A 22,244-nucleotide genomic window follows, 5' to 3' on the forward strand; every position below is an offset into this window, starting at 1 on the left:
AAGCAAAACTCTTGATGTTCCTATTCCTTACTTGTACCAGCGCACGCCCGCCGATTGAAGGCGGTCTGAGTCGGGTCCGATCAGGAACACGAACTCTCCCGGCTCCCAGTCATGAACGGCATTGGCCAGCGTTGCGCCATGCCAGAACCGCAGCGTATCCGTTCCAATGCGGAACTCGACGTGATGCGTTTCGCCAGGCGCCAGCTTCAGCCGCTCAAACCCGCAAAGCTGCAGCGCGGGCCGCGAGATTTTTCCGGCTTTATCGTGCAGGTAAAGCTGCACCACGTCCTCACCTGCGCGCTCGCCCGTGTTGCGGACTGCGATCTTCATCGTCAACACCGCATCGTCACCCTGCAGCGCCGTGGCAGAAATTTCAGGCGCGTCATATGCGAACTGCGTGTAGCCAAGCCCGAAGCCTGCGGGAAACAATGGCGTGGATGGCGTTTCGAGGATGCAGGCGGTGGTGAATTTACGGAACACATGATGGCCAGCTGCATCAAGCGCGGTGTCGCAATCGAGGCTCACGCCGATGCCGGTGATTGGCCGGCCCGTCGGCAATGCTTCGGTCCGGAACGGCAATTGCCCGGTATGGCGCGGCAATGCGAAGGCCAGCCGCCCAACCGGCGCGCGGTCGCCGAAGATGACATCGGCCAGGCCATGGCCGGCCTCATTACCGGGATGCCCCGTGAAGATGAGCGCATTCACCGCTTCGAGTTCATGGGACAATGCAAGCGGGCGCCCGGCCATGGCGATAAGCACCAAAGGCTTTCCCGCAGCCGCTGCGTAACTGGCGATGGCATCAAACAGAGGCCGCTGGTCGAGCGGAATCTGCACGTCAATCCGCGTCGAAGATTCACCTGCATGTTCCTTTGCCTCACCAAGGCAGAGCAGGATGACGTCGGCATCGGCGGCGGCATCCAAAGCCTCCGCCATCAGATGCGCCGGATTGCCGATCACCACCGATGGCTGATTTGCATTGTGCATGTTCAGGCGGCAGGCAAGGCTCGGATCATCGATGATGTTGCACCCCTTTGCATGGATCACCTGAACCGTTGATCCCGCAACATTCCGTATACCCTCCACAAGCGTCACGCTGTGCGCGGGATCAACATCGATGGCCCATGTGCCCTGCATGTCAATCCGGTCATCGGCAATGGGCCCGATCACCGCCAGTGTGCCCTCACGCTTGAGGGGCAGCACGCCATCGTTCTTGAGCAGCACGCAGGAACGCGCCACCGCCTCCCGCACCAGCGCGATATTCTGCGCCGTGTAGGTCACGGCGGAGAGGCGCTCAGGCTCGAGCCCCAGATAGGGATTTTCAAACAGGCCCAGGCGGTATTTGGCCTCCAGCACCTCATGGCACCGCTGGGTGACATCGGCTTCGGTAATGGGGCCGAGCGCATAGGCGCCATAGGCCTGGCGGAACCGCTCAGGATTGGTGGCGCCCTCCGCTACCAGATCAGCCAGGTGATGCAGGAAGGCCTCGCTGACCAGATCGACATTCACGCCCGCCTTGAAGGCGAGATAGGCCGCCTGGCGGCTATCCTCGGCAATGCCGTGGTTCACGAGTTCGGGATCGATGGCTGCAAAATCCGTGACGATCAAGCCGCGGAACCCAAAGCGCCCGCGCAGCACCTTTTGCAGCAGCTCGACATGCGCGGTGGCTGGCATGTCGTTGATCGTATTGAACGACACCATGATCGCGCCAGCACCTGCTTCGATCCCGGCGCGGAACGGCTCCATGATGCGATAGAGGGTGGAGACGCTCGCCTCGACAGCGGAATAATCGCGGCCCGCCATGGCGAGGCCGTATCCGCAGAAATGTTTCAGCGTCGCCATGAACCGGTCAGGGCGCGCCATGTCATTGTCTTCGCCCTGATAGGCCCGCACAATTGTTTCGGCGATCCGTGCACCAAGAAAAGGCAGCTCGCCATTTCCCTCTGCCATGCGGCCCCAGCGCGCGTCGTAACAGATATCGAGCATCGGCGCCCAGTTGATGTTGATCCCATCAGCGCGCGCCTCGGTGGCCGTCATCCGGTTGACGCGGTGGATCAGATCCATGTCCCACGAACAGGCAAGCGCAAGCGGAATGGGGCCGCCGGTATGATAGCGCTGGATGCAATCCTTGCCGATCAGCAGCGGAATGCCGTTCGGCCCTTCTTCCACAGCGATTCGCTGCAATTCCCGCCTGTCAGCCTGTCCCGCGCCCGCGGAAATGCCACAGAGCTGGCCGCGCCGGATCAGTTCCGGTGCATCGGCGGACTTTCCAACGCCCGTCGTATCAACCGCCGTGGCATTGGGATAGTTGAGCTGGCCGATTTTCTGTTCCAGCGTCATTCCGGCCAAAAGGCGGTCCAGAAAATCTTTCATATCAGCCTGTTGGCTCATGCTCTCTCCCGCGCCAGATCAGGCACATATCGCGCGGTTCAACTGCTACGGCACGGGCGGAAAGGCAAGAGCATCATGAAAAATGGCCGGATGAATGAATCATCCGGCCATCGCATCCGCTCAGGGCTGTCATCCCTGCGTCGTCTTGGTGATCGTCTGCTTGATCCACTGGTCATACTGGTCCCAGTTCTCCACGAACTTGGCCCAGCCTTCCATGGTCAGCACGTTGAACATCTTGTGATAGTCGTCATTGGACTTGGGATAGCCCGGGAAATGGGCAGGGGCTTTCAGATCGTCGCGTGACATGAAGGCAGACGACACGTTCAGGAAGTTCTGCTGCGTCTCCTGTTCCAGGAGATAGGACTGGAACAAATCGGCCAGATCGGAATGATGCGTGCCGCGCACCTTGATGTACCAGTCGCAATAGGTGGCGGTTCCCTCCGCCGGCACGGCGGCGTCGAACTGGTCGCCGTGCTTGGTGAGGAAGTCATAGACGTCGGTGGAATAGGCCATGGCCACTTCCGCGTCTTCCTGGAACATCAGGTTGGCGAGTTCCGCGCCATCGGCATACCAGCGCGCCACCTTCAGCTTGTCGAGCTCATCGTAAAGCTTCCGCACCTCTTCGGGCTTGCCATAGAGCTCCTCGATGCCAGGCTTGCCCTTGTCGAGAATGGCGGGGATGCAGAGATCCCAGGCGAACACCGTGGCATCAAGCGTGATCTTGCCTTGGGCTTTGGGATCCCACAGGCTCGTCCAGGTGTTGACAGGAATGCCCGCCGACTTGTTGGCCAGCATCCAGATGGTGCCGCCGCCGAACGGCACACCATAATCCTTGCCGGCCGGGCGGTTCTCATCGAACCAGGGATAGACATGCGCGAAACCCGGCATCTTGGAACGATCCGTTTTGACGAATAGATTTTCGGCAAGGCCGGTGAGCGCCGTATATTCATCCGAGACGGTGATGTCGAACGGCGGATTGTCGGCGGGCGCGGCCTTGATCTGCGGCACCATCTGGTCCCAGCCGCCAACAGTCTCAACCTTCGTGCCATACTTGGCATTGAAGGCATCGACCACGGCGTCCTTGAATTTCAGCTCATAGTTGCCGGACCACGACACCACGATCAGCCCTTCGCCCTTGAAGGCATCCTGAGCGGACACGGATGAGGCGCGGCCAATGATGGCCGGCGCCGCGATGCCTGCGGCGCCCAGTTTCACAAATGTACGGCGGTCTAGCTTCTTCATGTCTTTCCTCCTGATGTTTTATTATTGTGCCGAAACCGAATTCATCCCTTGATGCGCAAACCCGCCGGATCATACCAGGGCTTGAACTGCGCCTGCACGGGATAGCGCTTCCACGCCACCTCCACTTCAAGCTTGAGGCTGGCGAGTTCATCATTCGTCATGGCGGCGGGAACATCGAGATAGGCCATGCCGAGCGATGCGCCGACGCGGTGGCCGTAAGCGCCAGAGGTCACGGAGCCGATCAGCTCGCTGCCGCGCCAGATCGGCTCATGGTGATAAAGCATCGGCGCATCGGGCGCTGTCATCCGCAGCAGGGCCATACGGCGCGTGGGGCCGCCGCTTTCCTTCTGGCGGAGAAGCGCATCGCGCCCGATGAAACCGCCCGTCTTGGCAAGTGCCACCGCAAATCCGATGCCGCCTTCATAGGGCGTATCCTCCTCGCCGATGTCATGGCCCCAGTGACGGTAACCCTTTTCCATGCGCAGCGAATTGAGCGCGAAATAGCCGGCATGACGGAGGCCGAATTCCTTGCCCGCCGCGCAAATCCTGTCGAACACATCGGCTGAGAATTCCGCCGGGACATAAATTTCCCAGCCGAGTTCGCCCACGAAGGTCAGGCGGCTGGCCCGCACCCGCGCATAGCCGAGATCGATTTCCTGGCTCGTGCCGAAGGGGAATGCCGCATTGGAAAAATCAGCGGGCGACAATTTCTGCAGAAGTGCCCGCGACTTTGGCCCCATGATCGAGAGCATCGGCAGGCCCGATGTCATGTCATGCACGAAGACATGCGCATCGGCGAGGAAATTGCGCCGCATCCACGCCAGATCGCGCTGCTGCGAGGTGGCGATCGACACCACCATGAAGGCGGTTTCGGACAGCCGCGTCACGGTCACGTCGGCCTCGATGCCGCCTTTCACGTTCAGCCATTGCGTGTAGACAACCTTGCCAACGGCGACATCGATGTCATTGGCGCACAGGCGGTTCAGCGCCGCGCAGGCATCGCGCCCGCTCACCGAAAATTTCGTGAAGCAGCTCTGGTCGAACATGACAACGCTGTCCGCAGCGGCGCGGCACTCTTCACCGCAGACGCCGAACCAGTTCTGCCGGCCGTAGGAATAGCCGAAGTCGGGCGTTGTGCCGCCGGTGGCGAAGAATCCCGGGCGCTCGAATCCCGCCGCCTCGGTCATCACCGCGCCCTCTTTCAGAAGCCGGTCGTGGAAGGGGCTGCGGCGCACGTTGCGCGCGGTCGCAAACTGGCGGTATGGCCAGTGCATGTCGAACAGCAGGCCGAGCGTTTCCGTGCTGCGGTCGTAAAGATAGGATTTGTTGTTCTGGAACGGCTGCATGCGGCGCACGTCCACATCCGCAAGCTCCATCGGCGGGCGCCCTTCGGCAATCCATTCCGACAGCGCTTTGCCGACGCCGCCGGAAGAGAGAATGCCCACGGAATTGAATCCGCAGGCGCAGTAAAGCCCATCCACCTCGCTGGTCTCGCCGATCAGATAGCGGTCATCGGGAGTGAAGCTCTCAGGCCCGTTGAAGAACAGCTGAATGCCTGCCTCACCAATGGCCGGCACGCGCTTGATGGCCATTTCCAGAATGGGTGCGAAGTGATCGAAATCATCGGGAAGCGAATCGAAGCAGAAATCCTCGGGGATGCCGTTGTGTCCCCAAGGCTTCGCAACAGGCTCAAAACACCCCAGCAGCAGCTTGCCCGCATCTTCCTTATAGTAGGAACACTCATCGCCGAGAAACAGGACCGGCAAATCTTTCGGCAGGTTCTTGATAGGCTCGGTCACGATGTAGAAATGCTCTGCCGCATGCAGCGGCAGCGTGACGCCGATCTTGGCGGCGAGATCGCGGGACCACATGCCGCCGCAGATGACGACGCGGCGGGCGTGAATGATGCCCTTGTCCGTCTCGACACCAACCGCCTTTCCGCCTTCGACGATGATGCGCTTGACGGGCGTGTGTTCGAGAATGCGGGCGCCCCGCATGCGGGCGCCTTTCGCATAGGCCATCGTCACATCGGCGGGATTGACCGTGCCGTCATTCGGGAACCAGTAACCGCCGACAAGGCCCTCGGTGTCGATCGGTCCCCACATGCGCTTGATGTCGTCAGGCGTCACCTGCTCCACCGCCAGGCCAAAATTGCGGCCCATCGATGCGCCGCGGCTCAGTTCCTCGAACCGCGCCGGTGTATTGGCGACACGGAGAGAGCCGCGCTTCTTGAAGCCGGTCGCCTGCCCCGTCTCGTCCTCCAGCGTGGCAAACAGTTCGCCCGTGTATTTGGCAAGCTCCGTCATCCGCCGGGTAGCGCGGAGCTGGGTGACCAGCCCCGCCGCGTGCCATGTGGTGCCGCAGGTCAGCTGCTTTCTCTCGCACAGAACCACATCGGTGATGCCGAGCTTGGTGAGGTGATAGGCGACAGAACAGCCGGCCACGCCGCCGCCGACGATCACCGTATCGGCGCGATCCGGCTGATCTGGCGGCGTTCCAAGTTTCGTTTCAGATGCCCGTTCCGTCATTCCCTGCTAGTCCCCATTATTCCGTCAACGGATGAACTGGTGCACGAAATCCTTGCCCAGCCCGACCTTTTCATAGTGTTTCTGCGCCGTTTCGATGAGATAGAAATTGTCCTCGATCAGCACCACATTGTCCTTCTCATCAAGATAGAGCGTCGGCCCCTGGATGAAGAACACGGTTTGCATCTCATCGTCACTGTCGACGGTGAGCGTGTGGATTTCACCCGGCGGCTCCATCACATAGCCGCCTTCTTTGGCTTTCCAACTGTGTTCGAGATAGCGCCACTCGCCTTTGAGCACGTAGCCATGCACCGGCGTTGAATGCTTGTGCCTCGAGAGAATGCCGCCCCGCTTCACGCGCAGCACTTCGCCATGGCCGCCGCTGTTCATGTCGAAGAACAATGGGCGGAACCAGACATTCGGCTCAAGCTCCACCCAGATGCGTTCGTCGTGGACGGGGTTCACCACCAGTTCCGGGCGCATGCCGAGTTCGGGCGTCAGCGGCGGATCGAAGGTGACATATTGGGACTTGATGGGTTGAATATAGGTCATGACATGCCTCCATGCCGGATTTCAGGTGTTGCGCGCTGCAGAAACGCGCCGCGATGAAAAATGAGCGGCGTGCCATCTTCATGCGCGGCGGCGTGTTGCACATGGCCGATGACGATCACATGATCGCCGCCCTCATAGGTGTTCCACACCACGCACTCGAAATGCGCCAGAGCTTCGGTGAGGAGCGGATTGCCATTGCCGCTCGCCGCCCATGCCACGTTGGCGAAACGGTCTGGGCAGCGGGACGCGAACTGCCGTGCCATCCAGCCATGGCTTTCCCGCAGGATGTTGACGGCGAAGGCCGCGCGATGGGCCAGAAAACCAAGGCTCGCCGCGCCACGCTGCACGCTGAACAGCACCAGCGCCGGATCGAGGCTGAGCGTCTGGAACGAACTCACCGTCAGGCCAAATGGCATGTTATCCGCCTGCAGGCCGGTGACGACGCACACGCCGGTCGGAAAATGGCTGAAGGCGCTTCGCAATTCCTGCGCATCAAATGTTTTGAGAGGAGCAGACATGCCCATGATCACTCCGCCGCCTTGGGGCGCAGTTCAGCCGAAAGCCTGTCGATGATCTTTTGCTTGCCCTCGTCATCGAGCTTGCCAAGCTCGTTCATCAGCACCGGCTCATCGACGCGCTGGTTCCACCAGTCGATGGAATCGGCGCCGAACAGTGCCCATTTGCCGACAAGCTGGCTTGTCACCTCATTGGAAGGGCCCATGACCCATCCCGCCTTTGAATCACGCACCAGCCGCTCAAGATCGAGATCGCGCATGTAGCCGCGCCCGCCGCAGGCCTGCAGCATCCTGTCGGAGAGTTCGGACGCGGCCTTGGTCGACAGATATTTGAGCTGGAAGCACCAGTGGGCAAATTTAGCGCGCGGTGTCGCGCCGGGATCGCGTTCGTAGATTTCCCAGCTTCCGTTTTCGGTGGCGTCGTCAATCGCCTTTGCCAGCGAATAAGCAGCAAGGCGCGACGCCTCGACTTCCATCACCGCGCGGCCAAAACTGTCCTGCGTGGTGGGATAATCGGCGACGCGGCGGCCGAATTGCACATGCGCCTTGCGCGTGACATGGCGCTTCGCCACGTCAATGCACCCCAGCGCCAGCCCATTGTAAGACCCCGCATACATGAGCATGGCGAGCGGATCGATGGCTTCGTCATTGGAGCGCGCGCCATCACCGGAGGGGCCGACCATGCGGTTTTCGGGAATGACGCCGTCGATCTCCACCGGGCCCGACTGGTTGCCATGCATGCCCATGGCATCCCATTTTCCGGGCGATCCCTTCACTTCATCCTTGTAGAACAGGAAAACCGAAAGATCGGAATAGTCGCCCTTGAAATTGGGGCTTGTCGTCTGCGTCACATACCAGTCGGCATAGCCGCTGGAGGTTGTCCATGCCGCCTTCTTGAAAACGTGCCAGCCGCCATCCACGCGCTTGGCACCGGAGGTCTTGGGATACCAGAAATGGCCGCCGGTTTCGGGATCGGTGTAGGAGGCCGTGCCGATCAGCGCTTCCCTGTCGATGCGCGGCAGCAGCTTCTGGATTTCCGCATTGCTGCTCGCCCGGTACACCAACCCCGCAAGCGCCACCATGTGCATCATGTAAATCAGCGCCGTGGACGGGCAGCCATAGCGCGCAATGGTCTCTGCGATCATCACGATGCCGACGTTATTTTCGCCCCGGCAGCCATATTTTTTCGGCGCCAGCGCCCCCAGCAGGCCGAGCTTTGCCAGCGCCTCGACGTTCTGCCGCGGATAGGTGCCGTTGCGATCCGATTCGATGGCATTCGGCCGCAGAACATCATGGCAGAGCGCGATCAGTTCTTTCTGCAATTCCTTCTGTTCGGCGCTGAGGAACCATTGCGGATCGAACTCCTCGCCAAGGCCGAACCAGTTTTCACCACCCCAAGTCCTGGTCATCTGATCTCCTTCCCGTTTCCTGTGGAAGGACGACTGTGACGAAGACAGGCAAGACCGGTCTCTCGAAACCCTGCTGAAGCTGCCGCGTTCCTGCGCATCTTCAACGGCCTATTGCCTGTTGACCTGGCGGAGACCGCGCGGCGTGACGCCCGACCATTTGCGGAAGACATGTCCGAAGTGGCTTTGGCTTTCAAATCCGACTTCGCCGGCGATTTGCAGGATTGAAAGGGAGGTGCGCTCCAGAAGATGCCTGGCGCGCTCCATGCGCTTTCGCGTCAGCCAGCCGTGGGGAGTCACCCCCGTTGCTTTCTTGAAGCTGCGGGCGAAGTGATAGGGGCTCAGGCCGACAACGGCCGCCATGTCCTCAAGCCCCACAGATTCACCGAGATTTTCGCTTACAAACTTGTCGAGCTTCCGCACCTGCGCGGGCGCCAATCCGCAGGGCTTCGGCGGGGCCGGTGTTTTTGCGCAGTGGCGGCGGAGCAGCTGGTGCGCCAGATAATGCGCGCCCGATTCCGCCATCACCCGCGCGGAGGGATCATTGTGATCGAGATCCTCCATCAAACCCAGCACGATGGAGCGGATATAATCATCATCCACCGCGCAGCGGTTCAGCAGCTCTGGCTGGCCAAAACCTGCCTCATCCGCCACCCGCTGCAGCATGAGCGGATCGAGAAAGATGTGGGCTTCCTCGGTTGGCGCATTCCAGCGCCAGACATTGTGCTGATGCGCCGCCATGATGATGACCTGGCCCGGGTTCACCGCGCCGGACACGCGGCCGCCCGACAGGATACCCTCAACTTCCACCGGGCCACCCAGCGTGACGGAAATATAATGATAGCCAATTTCAGGGGCCGCCACGTAATCGGGCAGGCCGCGAAAGCGATGGCACCCCACGGACAGGGATTGCCATTGCGCAAAGCTGCGTTTGCGCATGGACTGGCCTTCCAGTGCCGCAATCCAGTCGGTGAGCACGTCATCTCCTCCCGCGGCGGCTCAGGCCACCATCTTTTGCGTATACTTTGGTTCAAACCCGGTTTCATCGCAATAGTGAAAATTTCGGTTGGAAATTTCACATTGCCGGAACATTATGTGCCCAAACGTCAATGGAGAGAGACGTGCTGAAGGAAGCGCCACGCCCACCCGGCCGGGAAACGGTGAACGCGACGGAGTTGCAGGCCGAGCGGATCGGCAGCGAGATCCGCGAGCTCCGCAAGGCCCGGCGGCTCACGATCAAGACGCTGTCGGAGCGGATCGGCGTGTCCGTGGGCTACCTCAGCGAGATTGAACGCGGCCTCGCTTCTCCGAACGTGAAAGCCCTGCATGATATCGCCACGGCGCTGGGCGTCACCATCGGCTGGTTCTTCCACGCCACCGACGCCGCCGAGCCGGGCGAACATGAATTCTTCGTGCGCGCGCCCAACCGGCGGATCGTGCATTTCGCCAGCGGCATCACCGACGAATTGCTGTCGCCGCATCTCAGGGGCAGCCTCGAGTTGCTGATGTCGCGCTTTCCGCCCGGCGCGTCGAGCGGGTCCGATCCCTATACGCACAATGGCGAGGAAGCCGGAATCGTCATCAGCGGCGCGCTGGAGCTTTGGGTGGGCGACAAGCGCATGGTGCTGGAAGAAGGCGACAGCTTCGGCTTTGAAAGCTCGGTGCCGCACCGCTATTGCAACACCGGCGAGAAGGAAGCGGTGGTCATCTGGGCGATCACTCCGCCCAGCTACTGAGCTTTTTCAGCGCGCCGTCTTCCTGAGCTGACGCACATACCACACCAAGATGATGGCGAGGCAGGCGAAAACGGTGATGGCGAGAATGACCGACGCCACCGCAAGCCGCGGTGTTCCCGCCGATCTGAGGCTTAGCCACATCAGCACCGGCAGCGTCTGCGTATCGCGGTCGGTGAGGAACAGCGCCATCACGAACTCATTGAGCGAGATGACGAAGGCGAACAGCGCCGATGAAATCAGCCCGGTGGAGACCATGGGAACGACGATCTCAAAGAAGGTCTGCACCGGCTTGCCGCCCAGATCATAGGAGGCCTCGACAATGCGGTTGTCGATCATCCGGAAGGTCGCTTCCATCAGCATGAACACCAGCGGCATGGCCCACAGCGAATGGGCGAGCATCACCAGAATGCGGCTGCCATAGATCGGATAGCCGCCGATCTGCACTGGCCCCACCGACATGGCGATGCCGAGGCCCAGCACCACGCCCGGCATGAACAGCGGCAGCATGAGCAGCAGATAGAGCGCCTCGCGGAACGGGAACTGGTAGCGCTCAAAGGCCCAGGCCGCCATGACGCCGGTTGTGGTTGATATGAGCGCCGTTCCCGCCGCGATCACCACGCTGTTGAACAGCGCATCCGTCCATTGCGGGCTGCCGAGAAAATCATCGTACCAGCGCAAAGACCAGCTGAGGATGGGAAAGCGGATCATCGCCTCGTCATTGAAGGACATGATTAGCGTGACCACGATGGGCACGAGGATATAGGCCGTCATGAACACCAGAAACGCGCCGCCCAGCACGCTGAAGAGAAGCGGCTCGGCGCGCTTGTCCGGGGAAATCTTCAAAGCCGCATCAGACATGGACGGCCTGGCGTTTGGCCATGAATGAGCGCGTGACGGCCATCACCACCGCCACACCGGCCACGAGGATCATCGAAAAGGCAGACGCCATCGGCCAGTTGTGCTTGTTCAGCATCTGGTCCTGGATAAGATAGCCAACCGTCCACAGCGTGTCGGGGCCGAGCGCTGAAGGCGTGGCATAGGTGCCGATGGCCCAGATGAAGGCTTGCGAGAAAGCCACCGCAAGGCCTGCGCGGCTGAGCGGCAGAAGAACTTCCACGAATGTCTGGAACGGCCCCGCCCCCAGATCGGCGCTGGCCTCAAGCGTGCGCTTGTCGATGCCGTCAAACACCGACAGCATGATGAAAAAGCAATAGGGCAGCGTGATGTAAATGAGCCCGACGAAGGCCGCGAACTCCGTATACATCAGGCTGAACTTGCTGGTGATGAGGCCGGACGACACCAGCGCATAACTCAACAGTCCGTTCTTGGGAAAGAACATCCACCAGCCGAAGATGATGGCGACTTCCGAAATCAGGAGCGGGCACAGCGCCAAGCCAACCAGCAGGAACCGCCAGCGCGGCGGCTTCAGCCAGGCGATCAGCGCGAAACAATAACCGATCACCACCGTGGCAAGTGCCGCCGCAAAGGCAAGTTTGATCGTCGTCCAGATGGCGGCCGTGAACAGCGGATTGGCGAAGAGCTGCGCATAATGCTCGAAGGTGAAGCCCGGCACATAGAACTTCTCGTCCACATGCAGGTTGAAACTCATGCGCAGCATATAGGCCATGGGGATGCCGAAGAAGACCACCACCATGACGAGCGCCGGCAGCATCAGAAGCCAGGGCGCATAGGATTTTGGCGCGGGAGATGCGCTCATGCCCAGGCCTGCATGTCTTCGCTGCGCCAGCCCACGGCCACCTTGTCACCCGGCTTCAGATCGGCATGGCCGGAATGGTCCGCAAACAGTTCCAGCCCGCCATCGCGCAAATGATAGCGTGTCGTATCGCCGAGGAACTCCACGAAATGCACAATGGCTGAAAGCTGATTGGCAAGTCCCGCAGCCTCGCCGCCGAGGCGGAAGCGCGATGGCCGCACATACAACCGCCATAGCCCGTCGGTGAGCGGCCGGGCGAGCTTCAGGCTCACCGGGGCATCGGACTTGTCGAGAAGCTGGCCCCCCGACGCCCTGACCGGCATGCAGCAACTTTCGCCGATAAACGTATAGACAAATTCGTTGGCCGGCTGCTGAAAGATCACCTCCGGGCGGTCGATCTGCTCGATCTCCCCGCGGTTCATCACCGCCACCCGGCTCGACATCGCCATGGCCTCGCCCTGGTCATGCGTCACATAGATGGCGCTGAATTTGAGTTCGTCATGCAGCCGCTTGATCTCGGCGCGGAGTTGCAGCCGCAGCGACAGGTCAAGCGCCGACAGGGGTTCGTCGAACAACAGGATCGCGGGCCGCACCACCAGCGAGCGCGCCAGCGCCACGCGCTGCTTCTGTCCGCCGGACAGCTGGGCGGGATGGCGCGCTTCAAAGCCGGTGAGGCGCACGATGTCGAGAACGCGCCTGATGCGCTCGTCGGCCTCGGCCTTCGGCACGCTGCGCATCCTGAGGCCGTAGGCGACGTTTTCAGCGACCGTCTTGTGCGGGAACAGCGCGCCGGACTGGAAAATGGTGGCCGTGTCACGCTGATAGGGTGGCAGATGATCCACCCGTTTGCCCATGATCTTGATCGAGCCGCCGTCCAGCTTTTCAAAGCCGCCGATCAGCCTCAAGGTCGAGGTTTTCCCCGAGCCCGACGGGCCCAGCAGGGTCAGGAACTCGCCGCGCGCCATGTCGAGCGACACATTGTCGACGGCGACGACAGAGCCGTAGGTGCGGCGGATATCCGAAAGCGAGAGCGCGGGGGACGTTGCGTCAGACGGCTTCATTGTGTCGGTCGTTCTTGATTGCATCACCCGTTGCGGCCCAGATGCGCTGCTCTTCAGCGTTAGAAATATCGAAAATGCGAAGGGGTCACAATGGTCGGATTGCCGATCCCCGTCTCTCGCGATGTTGCTCTGCCTGACAAAAAATGCAGCCGGGCAGGTCTAGAATGTGCCGGGAGGATCGTCACGCCGTCCCTGCATCGCCAGCGCAAAAATCTTTCTATCAGAGGCGTTTCTATAAGCGCCTGAGATTACCACTCTTTCGCCTTGGCGGCCTGATAGCTTTCCGCATCGGGATAGGGGAACCACCAGAAATCCTGGTTCGATGCATCGGGATCGATCATCACGAACTTGGTGTTCTGGAATTGCGCCAGGCCTTCCGGCCCAAGCTGCCGCCCGGTGCCTGAAAGCTTCCGCCCGCCGAAGGCCAGCGCGTCATTGTCGAGGAGCGGCGCGTTGATCCACAGAATGCCGGATTCGATCTCCCGCACGGCGCGGAAAATTTCCGTACTGTCGCGCGAATAGAGATTGCCGCCGAGGCCGAAGCGCGAGCGATTGGCAAGTTCAACAGCTTCATCGAAGCTCTTGACCCGGCAGATCGGCGCCACCGGGCCGAACGGCTCCTCGTTCAGGATTTCCATATCGGGCGTCACATCGGTGAGCACCGTCGGCTCGACGAACCAGCCGCGATTGAGGCTTGCGGGGCGTCCGCCGCCCGCCTTCACCTTGGCGCCCTGCTTGCGCGCCGTGGCGATCATCGCCTCGAAGCGTTCGCGCTGCTTGCGCGTAGCCATCGGCCCCATGTCGACCTGGCCGAGGCCATTGCCGACGCGAAGCTTCTTCGCCTCCGCCGACAGCCGCTCGACGAATTCGTCGTGAATGGCGTCATGCACATAAAACCGCTCGGCGGAGGTGCACACCTGCCCGCAGTTCAGATAGGCGGCGAAGGCGGCGCCCCGCGCCGCGATCTCCATCGGCGCGGACGGCATGACGATGAAGGGATCATTGCCGGAGGCTTCGATCAGGCAGGGCTTGAAGCTTTCGGCACAGGTGCGCGCCACGGCTTGGCCAACCGGCACCGATCCCGTATAGGCAACGCCATGCGTCTTGGGGCTGGCAATCAGGCGCTGGCCCACGCGCGCGCCTCCGGTGACAACCTGCATGAGGCCGGGCGGCAATGCGCTGAAAATCTCCATGAACTTCAGCGTGGTGATGCTCGTCTGCTCATGCGGCTTGACGATCACCGCATTGCCCGCCGCCAGCGCCGCCGAAGCCTCCCAGCACAGCAGCACCAGCGGATAGTTGAACGGCAGCACGATGACGATGGTACCCAGCGGTTCCTTGATGCTGAAATGGAATTGGCCTGGAACCGTGGTGCCGGCGATGCGCCCCGTCTCGGTGCGGGCGAGTTCGGCATAGTAATCGATGGCGGTGGCGCACCACGACACTTCGTCCACGGATTCCTTGAAGGGCTTGCCTTCTTCGCGGGTGAGAAGCTCGGCATATTTCGCCTTGTCGCGACGGATCAGCGCCGCGATATCATGCAGAGTCACGGCGCGGCTGCGCGTATCGATCGCGTTCCACACCTTGCGCGCCGCGTTGGCGAGATCAATGGCCTGATCGACTTCCGCGTCCGTGGCGTCGGCGATGCTTCCTAGCCGATCTTCGGTGGCGGGCTCAATCACGTCGAGATGCTGGGTGGTCTTGCTGGCCACCATTTCGCCGCCGATGAAAATCTTCCCCGACAGCTTTGAGAAATCATTCTGAGCAGACATGCGCGCCTCCGGCCTGTTGCGGGCCATCCCGCCCTGTTCATTTTTTCGGACGTTGACACAAAAATTTTTAACACACAAGGGAAACGCCGCCGCATGCGCTTGACAGCCTCTAGTTGCCCTGCGCTGGATGGCGGCACACAGGAGACTGCGATGCGCGTGAAGAAATCCAGCCCGAAAACCTCCAAAACAAAAGGCAGGGCACCCCGCGCGCGCGCCAGTTCGCACAGTGAGGCGAGCGATCTGGCGGTTGGCGCGCGGCTGAAAGCCGTGCGCGTCCGCGAAGGGCTTTCGCAGCGCGAGCTTGCCAAGCGTTCGGGCGTGACCAACGCCACCATCTCGTTGATCGAGCAGGACACGCACGCGCCGTCGCTTGCATCCCTGCACCGCATTCTCACCGCCATTCCCATTTCGATCGCCGATTTCTTCGCCATTCCGGTGACCGACCAGAATGCGCTGTTCTATGAGGCTGGCGATCTCGCCGTGGTGACGCGCGGGGCCGCGGATTTGCGTGTGCTGGGCAGCGAGCGCCGCGACAAGAAGCTGCAGCTTTTCATTGAACGCTACAAGCCCGGCGCAAGCACCGGCGCCGAGCCCATCAGTTTTGACGGCGAGACAGCAGCCATCGTGATCGAAGGCACGATTGAAGTGGAGATCGACGGCAAGAAGAATCGGATCACCGCCGGCGGCGGCTACCAGCTCTTCGCCAACCGCCCCTATCGCCTCAGGAATGCGGGGCGGACGATTGCCACAGTTGTCTGCGCCTGCACGCCGCCGCTGTTCTGATCAGCGCTGCGCGGTTTGCCATGATGGAGACATAAACACGGGCGGTGACTCGGGCGGCAGCACCGGGCGGCCAAGGATCAGATCGGCGGCACGCTCGGCGATCATGAACACCGGGCCATTCAGATTGCCGCTGACGACGGAGGGCATGATGGACGCATCCACCACCCTGAGGGCTTCTATTCCGCGCACACGGCAATGAGAATCGACCACCGCTCTGTCGTCAGCGCCCATCCGGCAGGTGCAGGAGGGATGATAGGCACTTTCGGCGGTTTGCTGGACATAAGCGTCGATTTCCTCGTCCGACACGCAATGCGCGCCGGGCGCCAGTTCCTCAGACCGAAATGGATCAAACGCCTTCTGCGCGAAAATCTCCCGCGTCAGCCGCACCGCCTCGCGCAGCGTGACGCGATCCCTTTCCTCCATGAGATAGTTGGGATTGATCACCGGGGCTGCAGACGGATCGGCGGAACGGAGTTTCACCCAGCCCCGGCTTTCAGGGCGCAGCGCATCGACATCAACCTGAAAACTTGGGGCAAGATCGCCACCGCGATGTTCATAGCCCACCGCCAGCGGCATAAAATGATATTGCAGGTCGGGATGCTGCACGCCTGCCGCGCTGCGGATGAACGCGCCCGCTTCAAACTGGTTGCTGGCGCCGATGCCGTCATGGGCCAGGAACCAGCGCAGGCCCACCAGCGTCTTCGCGGGCTGCTTCAACACCCACGCCAGCGAATCCTGCGTGAGGCAGGCGTGCTGCACATAGACGCAGAGATGATCCTGCAAATTCTGCCCGACGCCGGGAAGATCATGGAGCGGCCTGACGCCCACTGCCTGAAGATCATCGGCGCGACCGATCCCCGAAAGCTGCAGAAGCTGCGGGGAATTGATGGCCCCTGCACAGAGGATCACTTCACCATCGGTTTCGAAGTCTCTCACCGAACCATTGGCGAAAACCGAAACGCCTACGGCCTTCGTGCCGCGCAGGATGACGCCCAGCACCAGTGTACCCGAGATGATGCCGAGATTGGGCCGGGCGCGCGCGGGTTTGAGATAGGCCTTGTCGGCACTCCAACGCCTGCCTTCCTTGGCGGTGAGATCGAGCGGACCGAAGGCTTCCTGGCGAAAGCCATTCAGATCGTCGCTGGCGGCATATCCCGCCTGCTGCCCAGCCTCGATCCACGCCCTGTAAAGCGGATTGGTGAGCGGCGGCGAAGAAATCGTAACCGGGCCATCACCGCCACGATAATCATCCGTGCCAGACACGTGGCTTTGAGATTTGCGAAAATAGGGCAGCACATTGCGCCAGCCCAGGCGTCCGCCCCTTCGCTTTTCCACCGGTCATAATCCAGCGCATGGCCGCGGATAAAAACCATGCCGTTGATGAGGCTTGAACCGCCAACGCCACGCCCGCGCGGCCAATGGATCTGACGGCCATCCAAGTGCGGCTGCGGCTCGGTTCTGTATCCCCAGTTCAGCCGCGCATCCTGCATGGGATAGGCAAGGGCGGCGGGCATATCGGTTTTCCACCCGCTAGCCCAGCCTCCGGCTTCGATCAGCAGGACTTCGTTCCCGGGATCTTCCGACAGACGATTGGCCAGCACACAGCCCGCCGTACCCGCGCCAACAATGATGAACCTGGGGCTCTTCATGAGGTCCGGTTCTGCGAGCCCGTGCCAGCGTCGCCGCACGATGCGGCGATCGGTTCGGAGAGTTTCAGCTTCGACATCCCCTTCGATTTCACGGCCTTTGCAAGCTTCATCAAGTCACCTCTTGCCTAGCATCGGACGCAACCTCGACCGTCTATCGCTTGAAAGCGCTCTCAATCGCTGCCTGGCCTAGAACGTCGCCGAAACACCGCCATCCACAAGCAGGATTTGCCCTGTCACATAGCGGGCATCGTCGGAACAGAGGAAAAACGCGGGGCCTGCTATATCCTCCGGCGTCCCCGCGTGGCCCAGCAGGATGCGGCCATATTTGAGATAGATGTCCTTGAACCAGTCGGTGTCATGCTCATGGCCCGTGCCATCGGGCAGAAGCGCCATGCGCGTGTTGATGAAGCCTGGGGCGAGCGCGTTCACCGTGATGCCATCCGCTCCGACGTCAGCAGCGAGCGCCCGCGTGAAATTGACGATTGCGCCCTTGGCGGCGGAATAGGGAATGGAATCGCGCTGGCCCCTCACCCCCATGATGGAGGCGATATTGACGATGCGCCGCCCCTGCCCCGATTGCTTGATGAGCGGCAGCATGGCAAGCGTCATCCGCACCGCGCCATCCTGATTGATGTCGAGCACGTGCCGGTAATGCGCCATGGTCATGGTGGAGATCCCCGTCATGTCGAGGATCGCCGCGTTATTGACGAGAATCTCGCAGCGCCCGAAGCGGGCCTTCACTTCATCCGCCAACGCCGCCACGGACGCATCGCTGGCGACATCGGCATGGAGCGCCGCCGCAGCACCAATCTCGGCTGCCGTTGCTGATGCGGTGGCCTCGTCAATATCGGCGATGATCACGGTTGCGCCTTCAGCCGCGAACCTTGCGGCAATCGCCTTGCCGATCCCTTGCGCCCCGCCCGTCACCAGCGCCACGCGATCCTTCAGTCTCTTATCAGTCATTCTTCCCTCTGGTCTTCAGGTTTGAGACGGAGAGCAATCGCCACCGTCAATGCAATCGACATGGCGAGCACCACCGTCACCAGCGCGTTGATTTCCGGCGTGAAGCCGACGCGCATCATCGCCCACAACCGCAATGGCAATGTCGTAGCGTCGCCCGCCAGGAATACGGAAATCAATGTTTCATCGAACGACAGGGTGAACGCCAGAATGGCGCCCGTCGCCACGGCGGATTGCAGTTGCGGCCACAGGACATGGCGGAATGTCTGCCAGCGCGAAGCGCCCAGATCGGAGGAGGCTTCAAACAGCGATGGCGGAATGGACTGCAGCCTCGTCTGCACCAGGCGGAACAGCACCGCCAGCACGAAAACCGTATGGCCGATGATGATAGTGATGTAGCCGCGCGCAATGCCGGCATTGAAGAAGAAGATCAGCAGCGACAGTCCGGTGACGATCGGCGGCAGCAGAAACGGCAGATAGACAATGAGTTCCACCGCGCGGCGGAACATGGCACCCTCCCATTCCACATAGAGCGCCAGCACGACAGCCAGCGCCGCCGCAATCATCACGGCGGCGATGCCAACGAGAAGCGTCGTCTCGATTGCCGAAACGATGGAAGGGTTTTGCAGGAAACTTCCGTACCAGCTCAATGTGGCATCGCTCCAGTGAATGCCCTGCCGGTCAACCGGGACGATGGAAAAAAGCGCGCCGATCCCCAACGGCGCATAGAGCACGATGAAAGCCAGAACGGCCACGGCACCGCAGGCAAGATCGGCAGCGCGTTCTCCGGCAGAGCGCATCAGAGCCTCTGCTTTCCGGCGAGGATGCCGCCAGTGACGATCATCAGCAGCGCCACGATGAGCAGCACCGTTCCCATGGCGGCCCCGAAAGGCCAATTATACGCCAGGCCGAACTGCGACCAGATCACCCGGCCAAAGGTGAAGCCCGAGGGGCCGCCCACCATCTGCGGCGTGATGAAATCACCCAGCGCCAGCACAAAAGCAAAGAGTGCTCCGGCAATGGTTCCCGGTGCTGACAGCGGCACGATGATGCGCCGGAAGGTGGTGCCCATGCCGGCGCCCAGATCGGCGGAGGCAAGCATGAGCTGCGGGGGAATGCGTTCCAGCGACAGGAACACCGGCAGGATCACGAAAGGCAGAAAAATCACCGCCATGGTGATGAGGATGGCCGTCTGATTATACAGGAACAGCAGGCTCGGTTGCTTCAGGATGCCAGCCCCCACCAGGACCTGGTTGAGAAAGCCGTTGAGACCGAGGATCGAGCGCATCGTATAAATCTTGACGATGTAGCTCATGAACAGCGGAACGATGAACAGCAGCAGCAACACATAGCGTGTGCGCCCGCGCCGCCGCCAGATGAAATAGGCTATCGGATAACCCACGGCGATGCCAATGGCGGTCACCTCTGCGCAGAGCAGAAGCGTCAGCAAGAAGGTTTTGAGATAGGTCCAGTTGCCGAAGAAGGCGGCATAATTCGCAAGCGTCGCGTCGGGGACGATCTGCTGGCTCTCGACGCGCCAGAACGACATGACGAGAAATGTGGCGATGGGAAACACGACGAGCAGCAAGGGTCCCGCCATGACGAGCAGAAAAACCGCCAGCCGTGACGGCAGCCGCATCATGCTTGCGCCTCCGGCGGAACGGCGGCGATATCCTGCGGCGCAATGAAAGCGGTGACCGACTGGCCGGTTACGATCTGCGCGCGCTGCGGATCGCTGGGAATTTTGACAAGCAATGTCTCGCTGCCCGTTGCGCCATCGGGGCGCAGCTTCAGATGAGTCATGGCGCCAACGAAAATCACGTCTTCAACCTTGGCAGCCATCGGCATTGCCCCCTCCCTGGGCCCGAGCGAAATGCGCTCAGGCCGGATCGCCAGTAGTGCCGGGCCTTCAAGGCCAAGCGCGGATGAAACAGGCAGGCGGCCCAGCGCCGTTTCCGCCACGCCGTTCCGCACCGTGCCTGAAATCAGATTATTGTCGCCAAAGAACCGCGCCACGAAAGCCGTGGCGGGCGCGTAATAAATGTCGCCGGGCGTTCCCGCCTGTTCCACTTTGCCCTTTGACATCACCACGATACGGTCGGACATGGTGATCGCCTCTTCCTGATCATGCGTCACGAAGAGAAAGGTGGTGGCGATGCGGCGCTGCAGGTCCTTCAGGAACAGTTGCATCTGGCGGCGAAGCTCCGCGTCAAGCGCCGCCAGCGGCTCATCGAGCAGCACGAGGCGGGGCTCACACACCAAGGCGCGCGCCAGTGCCACGCGCTGCCGCTGGCCGCCGGAAAGCTGCGCGGGCAATCTGTCAAGCAGCGCGCCCAGTCCCACGATGCCCAGCGTGTCCGTCACCTTCCGGCGGATGGTTTCCCGGGATTCGCCGCGCACCATCAGGCCATAACCCACATTGGCTTCAACGCTCATGTGCGGAAACAATGCGTAGTCCTGAAACACCGTATTGAACGGCCGCCGGTTGGTGGGCACGTCTGTAATATCCTGCCCATTGAAGCGAAGCCTGCCAGTTGTCGGCTGGGTGAATCCCGCCGCAATGCGCAGCATGGTGGTCTTACCTGATCCGGAGGGCCCAAGAATGGTCAGGAATTGCCCATCCGCCACATCAAGCGTCACCGGCTCCAGCACGCGGTTCGCGCCATAGGACTTCGATATGGCGTCGAACGTGAGCCCCATCTCTCAGGCCACCGTGTAGCGGCGCACGACATCCCAGTCCACTTCGACGCCAAGGCCAGGCTTGGAGGGAAGCGCGATGGTTCCGTCCTTCAGGATCAGTTCCTCCTGCGCCAGTTCGCGGCGCAGGCGTTCATGGCAAAGCTGCGGCGGGAGATATTCAATGAAGGCACAATGATCGGTGACGAAGGCGAGATGGGCCGTAGCCGAAATGGAAATGCCGGTTTTCCAGCAATGCGGCACGATGGTGAGCCCGCGCTCCTTCGCCATGTCGCAGACGATCTTTGCCTCGCCGATGCCGCCGACACGGCCCACATCGGGCTGCGCCACCTGCACCTTGCCGTGATCCATCAGTTCCGCAAACTCGAAGCGCGTGGCGAGCCATTCACCGAAGGCAATCTTCATCGGCGCCCGTTCTGAAACCTTTGCGATATCGGCGATGTTGTCGGACCAGATTGGCGTCTCGAGGAAGAACAGATCGAATTCCGCCCAGTCCTTCACGACCGATAGGCAGGTCTCCGCATCGGACCACATATATTGCACGTCGACCATCAGCGCGATGTCGGGGCCGAGCGCCTTGCGCACCGCCGCCACCACATCCGTATGCCGGTCATAACCCTGCTTCATGCCATCATGGGCATAGGGGCCGTTCATCGTCACTTCGCTCTTCACCGCCTTGAAGCCCAGCGCCTTGGCGTTCAGCGCCGACTGCACCAGGGCGTCGCGATAGGCTTCGAAGCTGCCGCCCGCCGGCTGAAGCGACGCATAGGGCGTAATCGATTGCCGCGTCGCCCCGCCCAGCAGCGCGTGCACCGGCTTGCCTACGGCCTTTCCGCATAAATCCCACAGCGCCATTTCAACAGCGCCCATGGCGTGGATCACCATGCCGCGGCGGCCGTTCATGGCCGTGCCGATGTAAAGTTTTTCCCAGATGCGGCCGATGTCGAACGGGTTTTCGCCGATCAGCATATCACGGATCGAAAGCCCCATGGTGTGCGTGCCATGCGCTTCGACGCAGGCCTTGGCCATCCACGGATTGGCATCGGTTTCGCCAACCCCGGTGACGCCGCCATCCGTTGAGATCACCACCAGAAAACTGTCCTGCGCCGAGGAGGTGAAGCCCGGATTGAAATCCGGCGCCAGCAGCGCATGGCATTCGACATTGGTGATCTTGAGCTTGGGCGCTGGACCATCGAGGACAGGCGAAATCGTCCGGAACATGCGGATGCATCTCTAAATAGAAA

Annotated in this window: 19 protein-coding genes and 1 pseudogene; 2 read left to right on the plus strand and 18 right to left on the minus strand. The window is 61.3% G+C overall.

The genetic code is table 11. From position 1 onward, the window contains the following. Positions 1-27: 27 nt before the first annotated feature. The 7 genes from QM694_RS09695 to QM694_RS09725 all read right to left on the minus strand — a co-directional run bounded on the left by QM694_RS09695 (position 28) and on the right by QM694_RS09725 (position 9,606). Complete coding sequence (locus tag QM694_RS09695; protein ID WP_415006734.1) at positions 28-2,388, minus strand: glycoside hydrolase family 3 N-terminal domain-containing protein; 2,361 nt, start codon at positions 2,386-2,388, stop codon at positions 28-30. Between the two features lie 129 nt (positions 2,389-2,517). Next, positions 2,518-3,630, minus strand: coding sequence for an ABC transporter substrate-binding protein (locus QM694_RS09700; protein WP_415006735.1), 1,113 nt, complete (start codon positions 3,628-3,630; stop codon positions 2,518-2,520). Positions 3,631-3,671: 41 nt separating this feature from the next. Next, complete coding sequence (locus QM694_RS09705; RefSeq protein ID WP_415006736.1) at positions 3,672-6,158, minus strand: GcvT family protein; 2,487 nt, start codon at positions 6,156-6,158, stop codon at positions 3,672-3,674. Positions 6,159-6,182: 24 nt separating this feature from the next. After that, positions 6,183-6,707: a 2,4'-dihydroxyacetophenone dioxygenase family protein gene (locus QM694_RS09710; protein WP_415006737.1), complete on the minus strand. Its 525-nt coding sequence runs from the start codon at positions 6,705-6,707 to the stop codon at positions 6,183-6,185. After that, complete coding sequence (locus QM694_RS09715; RefSeq protein ID WP_415006738.1) at positions 6,704-7,225, minus strand: flavin reductase family protein; 522 nt, start codon at positions 7,223-7,225, stop codon at positions 6,704-6,706. Before QM694_RS09715 ends, QM694_RS09710 begins: the two co-directional genes overlap by 4 nt. Positions 7,226-7,233: 8 nt before the next feature. After that, positions 7,234-8,631, minus strand: coding sequence for an acyl-CoA dehydrogenase family protein (locus QM694_RS09720; protein ID WP_415006739.1), 1,398 nt, complete (start codon positions 8,629-8,631; stop codon positions 7,234-7,236). Positions 8,632-8,739: 108 nt separating this feature from the next. Next, positions 8,740-9,606 (minus strand): helix-turn-helix domain-containing protein, encoded by an 867-nt coding sequence (locus tag QM694_RS09725; RefSeq protein ID WP_415006740.1) that lies wholly within the window; start codon positions 9,604-9,606, stop codon positions 8,740-8,742. A 143-nt stretch (positions 9,607-9,749) separates the two neighbouring features. Between QM694_RS09725 and QM694_RS09730 the strand changes: the two genes are divergently transcribed. Next, complete coding sequence (locus QM694_RS09730; RefSeq protein ID WP_415006741.1) at positions 9,750-10,364, plus strand: helix-turn-helix domain-containing protein; 615 nt, start codon at positions 9,750-9,752, stop codon at positions 10,362-10,364. 6 nt (positions 10,365-10,370) lie between these two features. Here QM694_RS09730 and QM694_RS09735 read toward each other — a convergent pair whose 3' ends face one another. From QM694_RS09735 to QM694_RS09750, 4 genes are all read right to left on the minus strand, one after another. Further along, a complete protein-coding gene (locus QM694_RS09735) occupies positions 10,371-11,222 on the minus strand; it encodes an ABC transporter permease (RefSeq protein ID WP_415006742.1) in 852 nt (283 codons plus the stop codon). Beyond that, the gene (locus tag QM694_RS09740) at positions 11,215-12,081 is read right to left on the minus strand and encodes an ABC transporter permease (protein ID WP_415006743.1); all 867 of its coding nucleotides are present in this window, start codon (positions 12,079-12,081) and stop codon (positions 11,215-11,217) included. The genes QM694_RS09735 and QM694_RS09740 overlap by 8 nt, the downstream gene beginning before the upstream one ends. Beyond that, positions 12,078-13,139 (minus strand): ABC transporter ATP-binding protein, encoded by a 1,062-nt coding sequence (locus QM694_RS09745; RefSeq protein ID WP_415006744.1) that lies wholly within the window; start codon positions 13,137-13,139, stop codon positions 12,078-12,080. Before QM694_RS09745 ends, QM694_RS09740 begins: the two co-directional genes overlap by 4 nt. A 248-nt stretch (positions 13,140-13,387) precedes the next feature. After that, positions 13,388-14,911: an aldehyde dehydrogenase family protein gene (locus QM694_RS09750; protein WP_415006745.1), complete on the minus strand. Its 1,524-nt coding sequence runs from the start codon at positions 14,909-14,911 to the stop codon at positions 13,388-13,390. A gap of 150 nt (positions 14,912-15,061) precedes the next feature. On the opposite strand from QM694_RS09750, the gene QM694_RS09755 reads away from it, so the two are divergent. Further along, the gene (locus tag QM694_RS09755; protein ID WP_415006746.1) at positions 15,062-15,694 is read left to right on the plus strand and encodes a helix-turn-helix domain-containing protein; all 633 of its coding nucleotides are present in this window, start codon (positions 15,062-15,064) and stop codon (positions 15,692-15,694) included. Here QM694_RS09755 and QM694_RS09760 read toward each other — a convergent pair whose 3' ends face one another. From QM694_RS09760 to QM694_RS09790, 7 genes and pseudogenes are all read right to left on the minus strand, one after another. After that, entirely contained in the window at positions 15,695-16,270 is a 576-nt protein-coding gene (locus QM694_RS09760) for a GMC oxidoreductase (protein WP_415008602.1), read from the minus strand. A 249-nt stretch (positions 16,271-16,519) separates the two neighbouring features. Then, positions 16,520-17,343, minus strand: a pseudogene (locus QM694_RS09765) (GMC family oxidoreductase N-terminal domain-containing protein); the annotation flags it as partial. A 186-nt stretch (positions 17,344-17,529) separates the two neighbouring features. Continuing rightward, the gene (locus tag QM694_RS09770; RefSeq protein WP_415006747.1) at positions 17,530-18,306 is read right to left on the minus strand and encodes an SDR family NAD(P)-dependent oxidoreductase; all 777 of its coding nucleotides are present in this window, start codon (positions 18,304-18,306) and stop codon (positions 17,530-17,532) included. Continuing rightward, positions 18,303-19,103, minus strand: a complete 801-nt coding sequence (locus tag QM694_RS09775) for an ABC transporter permease (RefSeq protein ID WP_415006748.1) — start codon at positions 19,101-19,103, stop codon at positions 18,303-18,305. The genes QM694_RS09770 and QM694_RS09775 overlap by 4 nt, the downstream gene beginning before the upstream one ends. Then, the gene (locus QM694_RS09780; RefSeq protein WP_415006749.1) at positions 19,103-19,945 is read right to left on the minus strand and encodes an ABC transporter permease; all 843 of its coding nucleotides are present in this window, start codon (positions 19,943-19,945) and stop codon (positions 19,103-19,105) included. Before QM694_RS09780 ends, QM694_RS09775 begins: the two co-directional genes overlap by 1 nt. Continuing rightward, positions 19,942-21,003 (minus strand): ABC transporter ATP-binding protein, encoded by a 1,062-nt coding sequence (locus tag QM694_RS09785; protein WP_415006750.1) that lies wholly within the window; start codon positions 21,001-21,003, stop codon positions 19,942-19,944. The genes QM694_RS09780 and QM694_RS09785 overlap by 4 nt, the downstream gene beginning before the upstream one ends. A 3-nt stretch (positions 21,004-21,006) precedes the next feature. Continuing rightward, positions 21,007-22,221, minus strand: a complete 1,215-nt coding sequence (locus QM694_RS09790) for a mandelate racemase/muconate lactonizing enzyme family protein (protein WP_415006751.1) — start codon at positions 22,219-22,221, stop codon at positions 21,007-21,009. Positions 22,222-22,244: the final 23 nt, after the last annotated feature.

This window comes from Aestuariivirga sp. (assembly GCF_047602625.1).
In the GTDB taxonomy this organism is placed as follows: domain Bacteria; phylum Pseudomonadota; class Alphaproteobacteria; order Rhizobiales; family Aestuariivirgaceae; genus Aestuariivirga.

What these genes read in the sequence shown, in the direction of transcription:
- QM694_RS09695 (WP_415006734.1), bottom strand. Translation starts at nt 2,388, where the DNA reads ATGAGCCAACAGGCTGATATGAAAGATTTTCTGGACCGCCTTTTGGCC.
- QM694_RS09700 (WP_415006735.1), bottom strand. Translation starts at nt 3,630, where the DNA reads ATGAAGAAGCTAGACCGCCGTACATTTGTGAAACTGGGCGCCGCAGGC.
- QM694_RS09705 (WP_415006736.1), bottom strand. Translation starts at nt 6,158, where the DNA reads ATGACGGAACGGGCATCTGAAACGAAACTTGGAACGCCGCCAGATCAG.
- QM694_RS09710 (WP_415006737.1), bottom strand. Translation starts at nt 6,707, where the DNA reads ATGACCTATATTCAACCCATCAAGTCCCAATATGTCACCTTCGATCCG.
- QM694_RS09715 (WP_415006738.1), bottom strand. Translation starts at nt 7,225, where the DNA reads ATGTCTGCTCCTCTCAAAACATTTGATGCGCAGGAATTGCGAAGCGCC.
- QM694_RS09720 (WP_415006739.1), bottom strand. Translation starts at nt 8,631, where the DNA reads ATGACCAGGACTTGGGGTGGTGAAAACTGGTTCGGCCTTGGCGAGGAG.
- QM694_RS09735 (WP_415006742.1), bottom strand. Translation starts at nt 11,222, where the DNA reads ATGTCTGATGCGGCTTTGAAGATTTCCCCGGACAAGCGCGCCGAGCCG.
- QM694_RS09740 (WP_415006743.1), bottom strand. Translation starts at nt 12,081, where the DNA reads ATGAGCGCATCTCCCGCGCCAAAATCCTATGCGCCCTGGCTTCTGATG.
- QM694_RS09745 (WP_415006744.1), bottom strand. Translation starts at nt 13,139, where the DNA reads ATGAAGCCGTCTGACGCAACGTCCCCCGCGCTCTCGCTTTCGGATATC.
- QM694_RS09750 (WP_415006745.1), bottom strand. Translation starts at nt 14,911, where the DNA reads ATGTCTGCTCAGAATGATTTCTCAAAGCTGTCGGGGAAGATTTTCATC.
- QM694_RS09755 (WP_415006746.1), top strand. Translation starts at nt 15,062, where the DNA reads ATGCGCGTGAAGAAATCCAGCCCGAAAACCTCCAAAACAAAAGGCAGG.
- QM694_RS09760 (WP_415008602.1), bottom strand. Translation starts at nt 16,270, where the DNA reads ATGCCGCTGGCGGTGGGCTATGAACATCGCGGTGGCGATCTTGCCCCA.
- QM694_RS09770 (WP_415006747.1), bottom strand. Translation starts at nt 18,306, where the DNA reads ATGACTGATAAGAGACTGAAGGATCGCGTGGCGCTGGTGACGGGCGGG.
- QM694_RS09775 (WP_415006748.1), bottom strand. Translation starts at nt 19,103, where the DNA reads ATGCGCTCTGCCGGAGAACGCGCTGCCGATCTTGCCTGCGGTGCCGTG.
- QM694_RS09780 (WP_415006749.1), bottom strand. Translation starts at nt 19,945, where the DNA reads ATGATGCGGCTGCCGTCACGGCTGGCGGTTTTTCTGCTCGTCATGGCG.
- QM694_RS09785 (WP_415006750.1), bottom strand. Translation starts at nt 21,003, where the DNA reads ATGGGGCTCACGTTCGACGCCATATCGAAGTCCTATGGCGCGAACCGC.
- QM694_RS09790 (WP_415006751.1), bottom strand. Translation starts at nt 22,221, where the DNA reads ATGTTCCGGACGATTTCGCCTGTCCTCGATGGTCCAGCGCCCAAGCTC.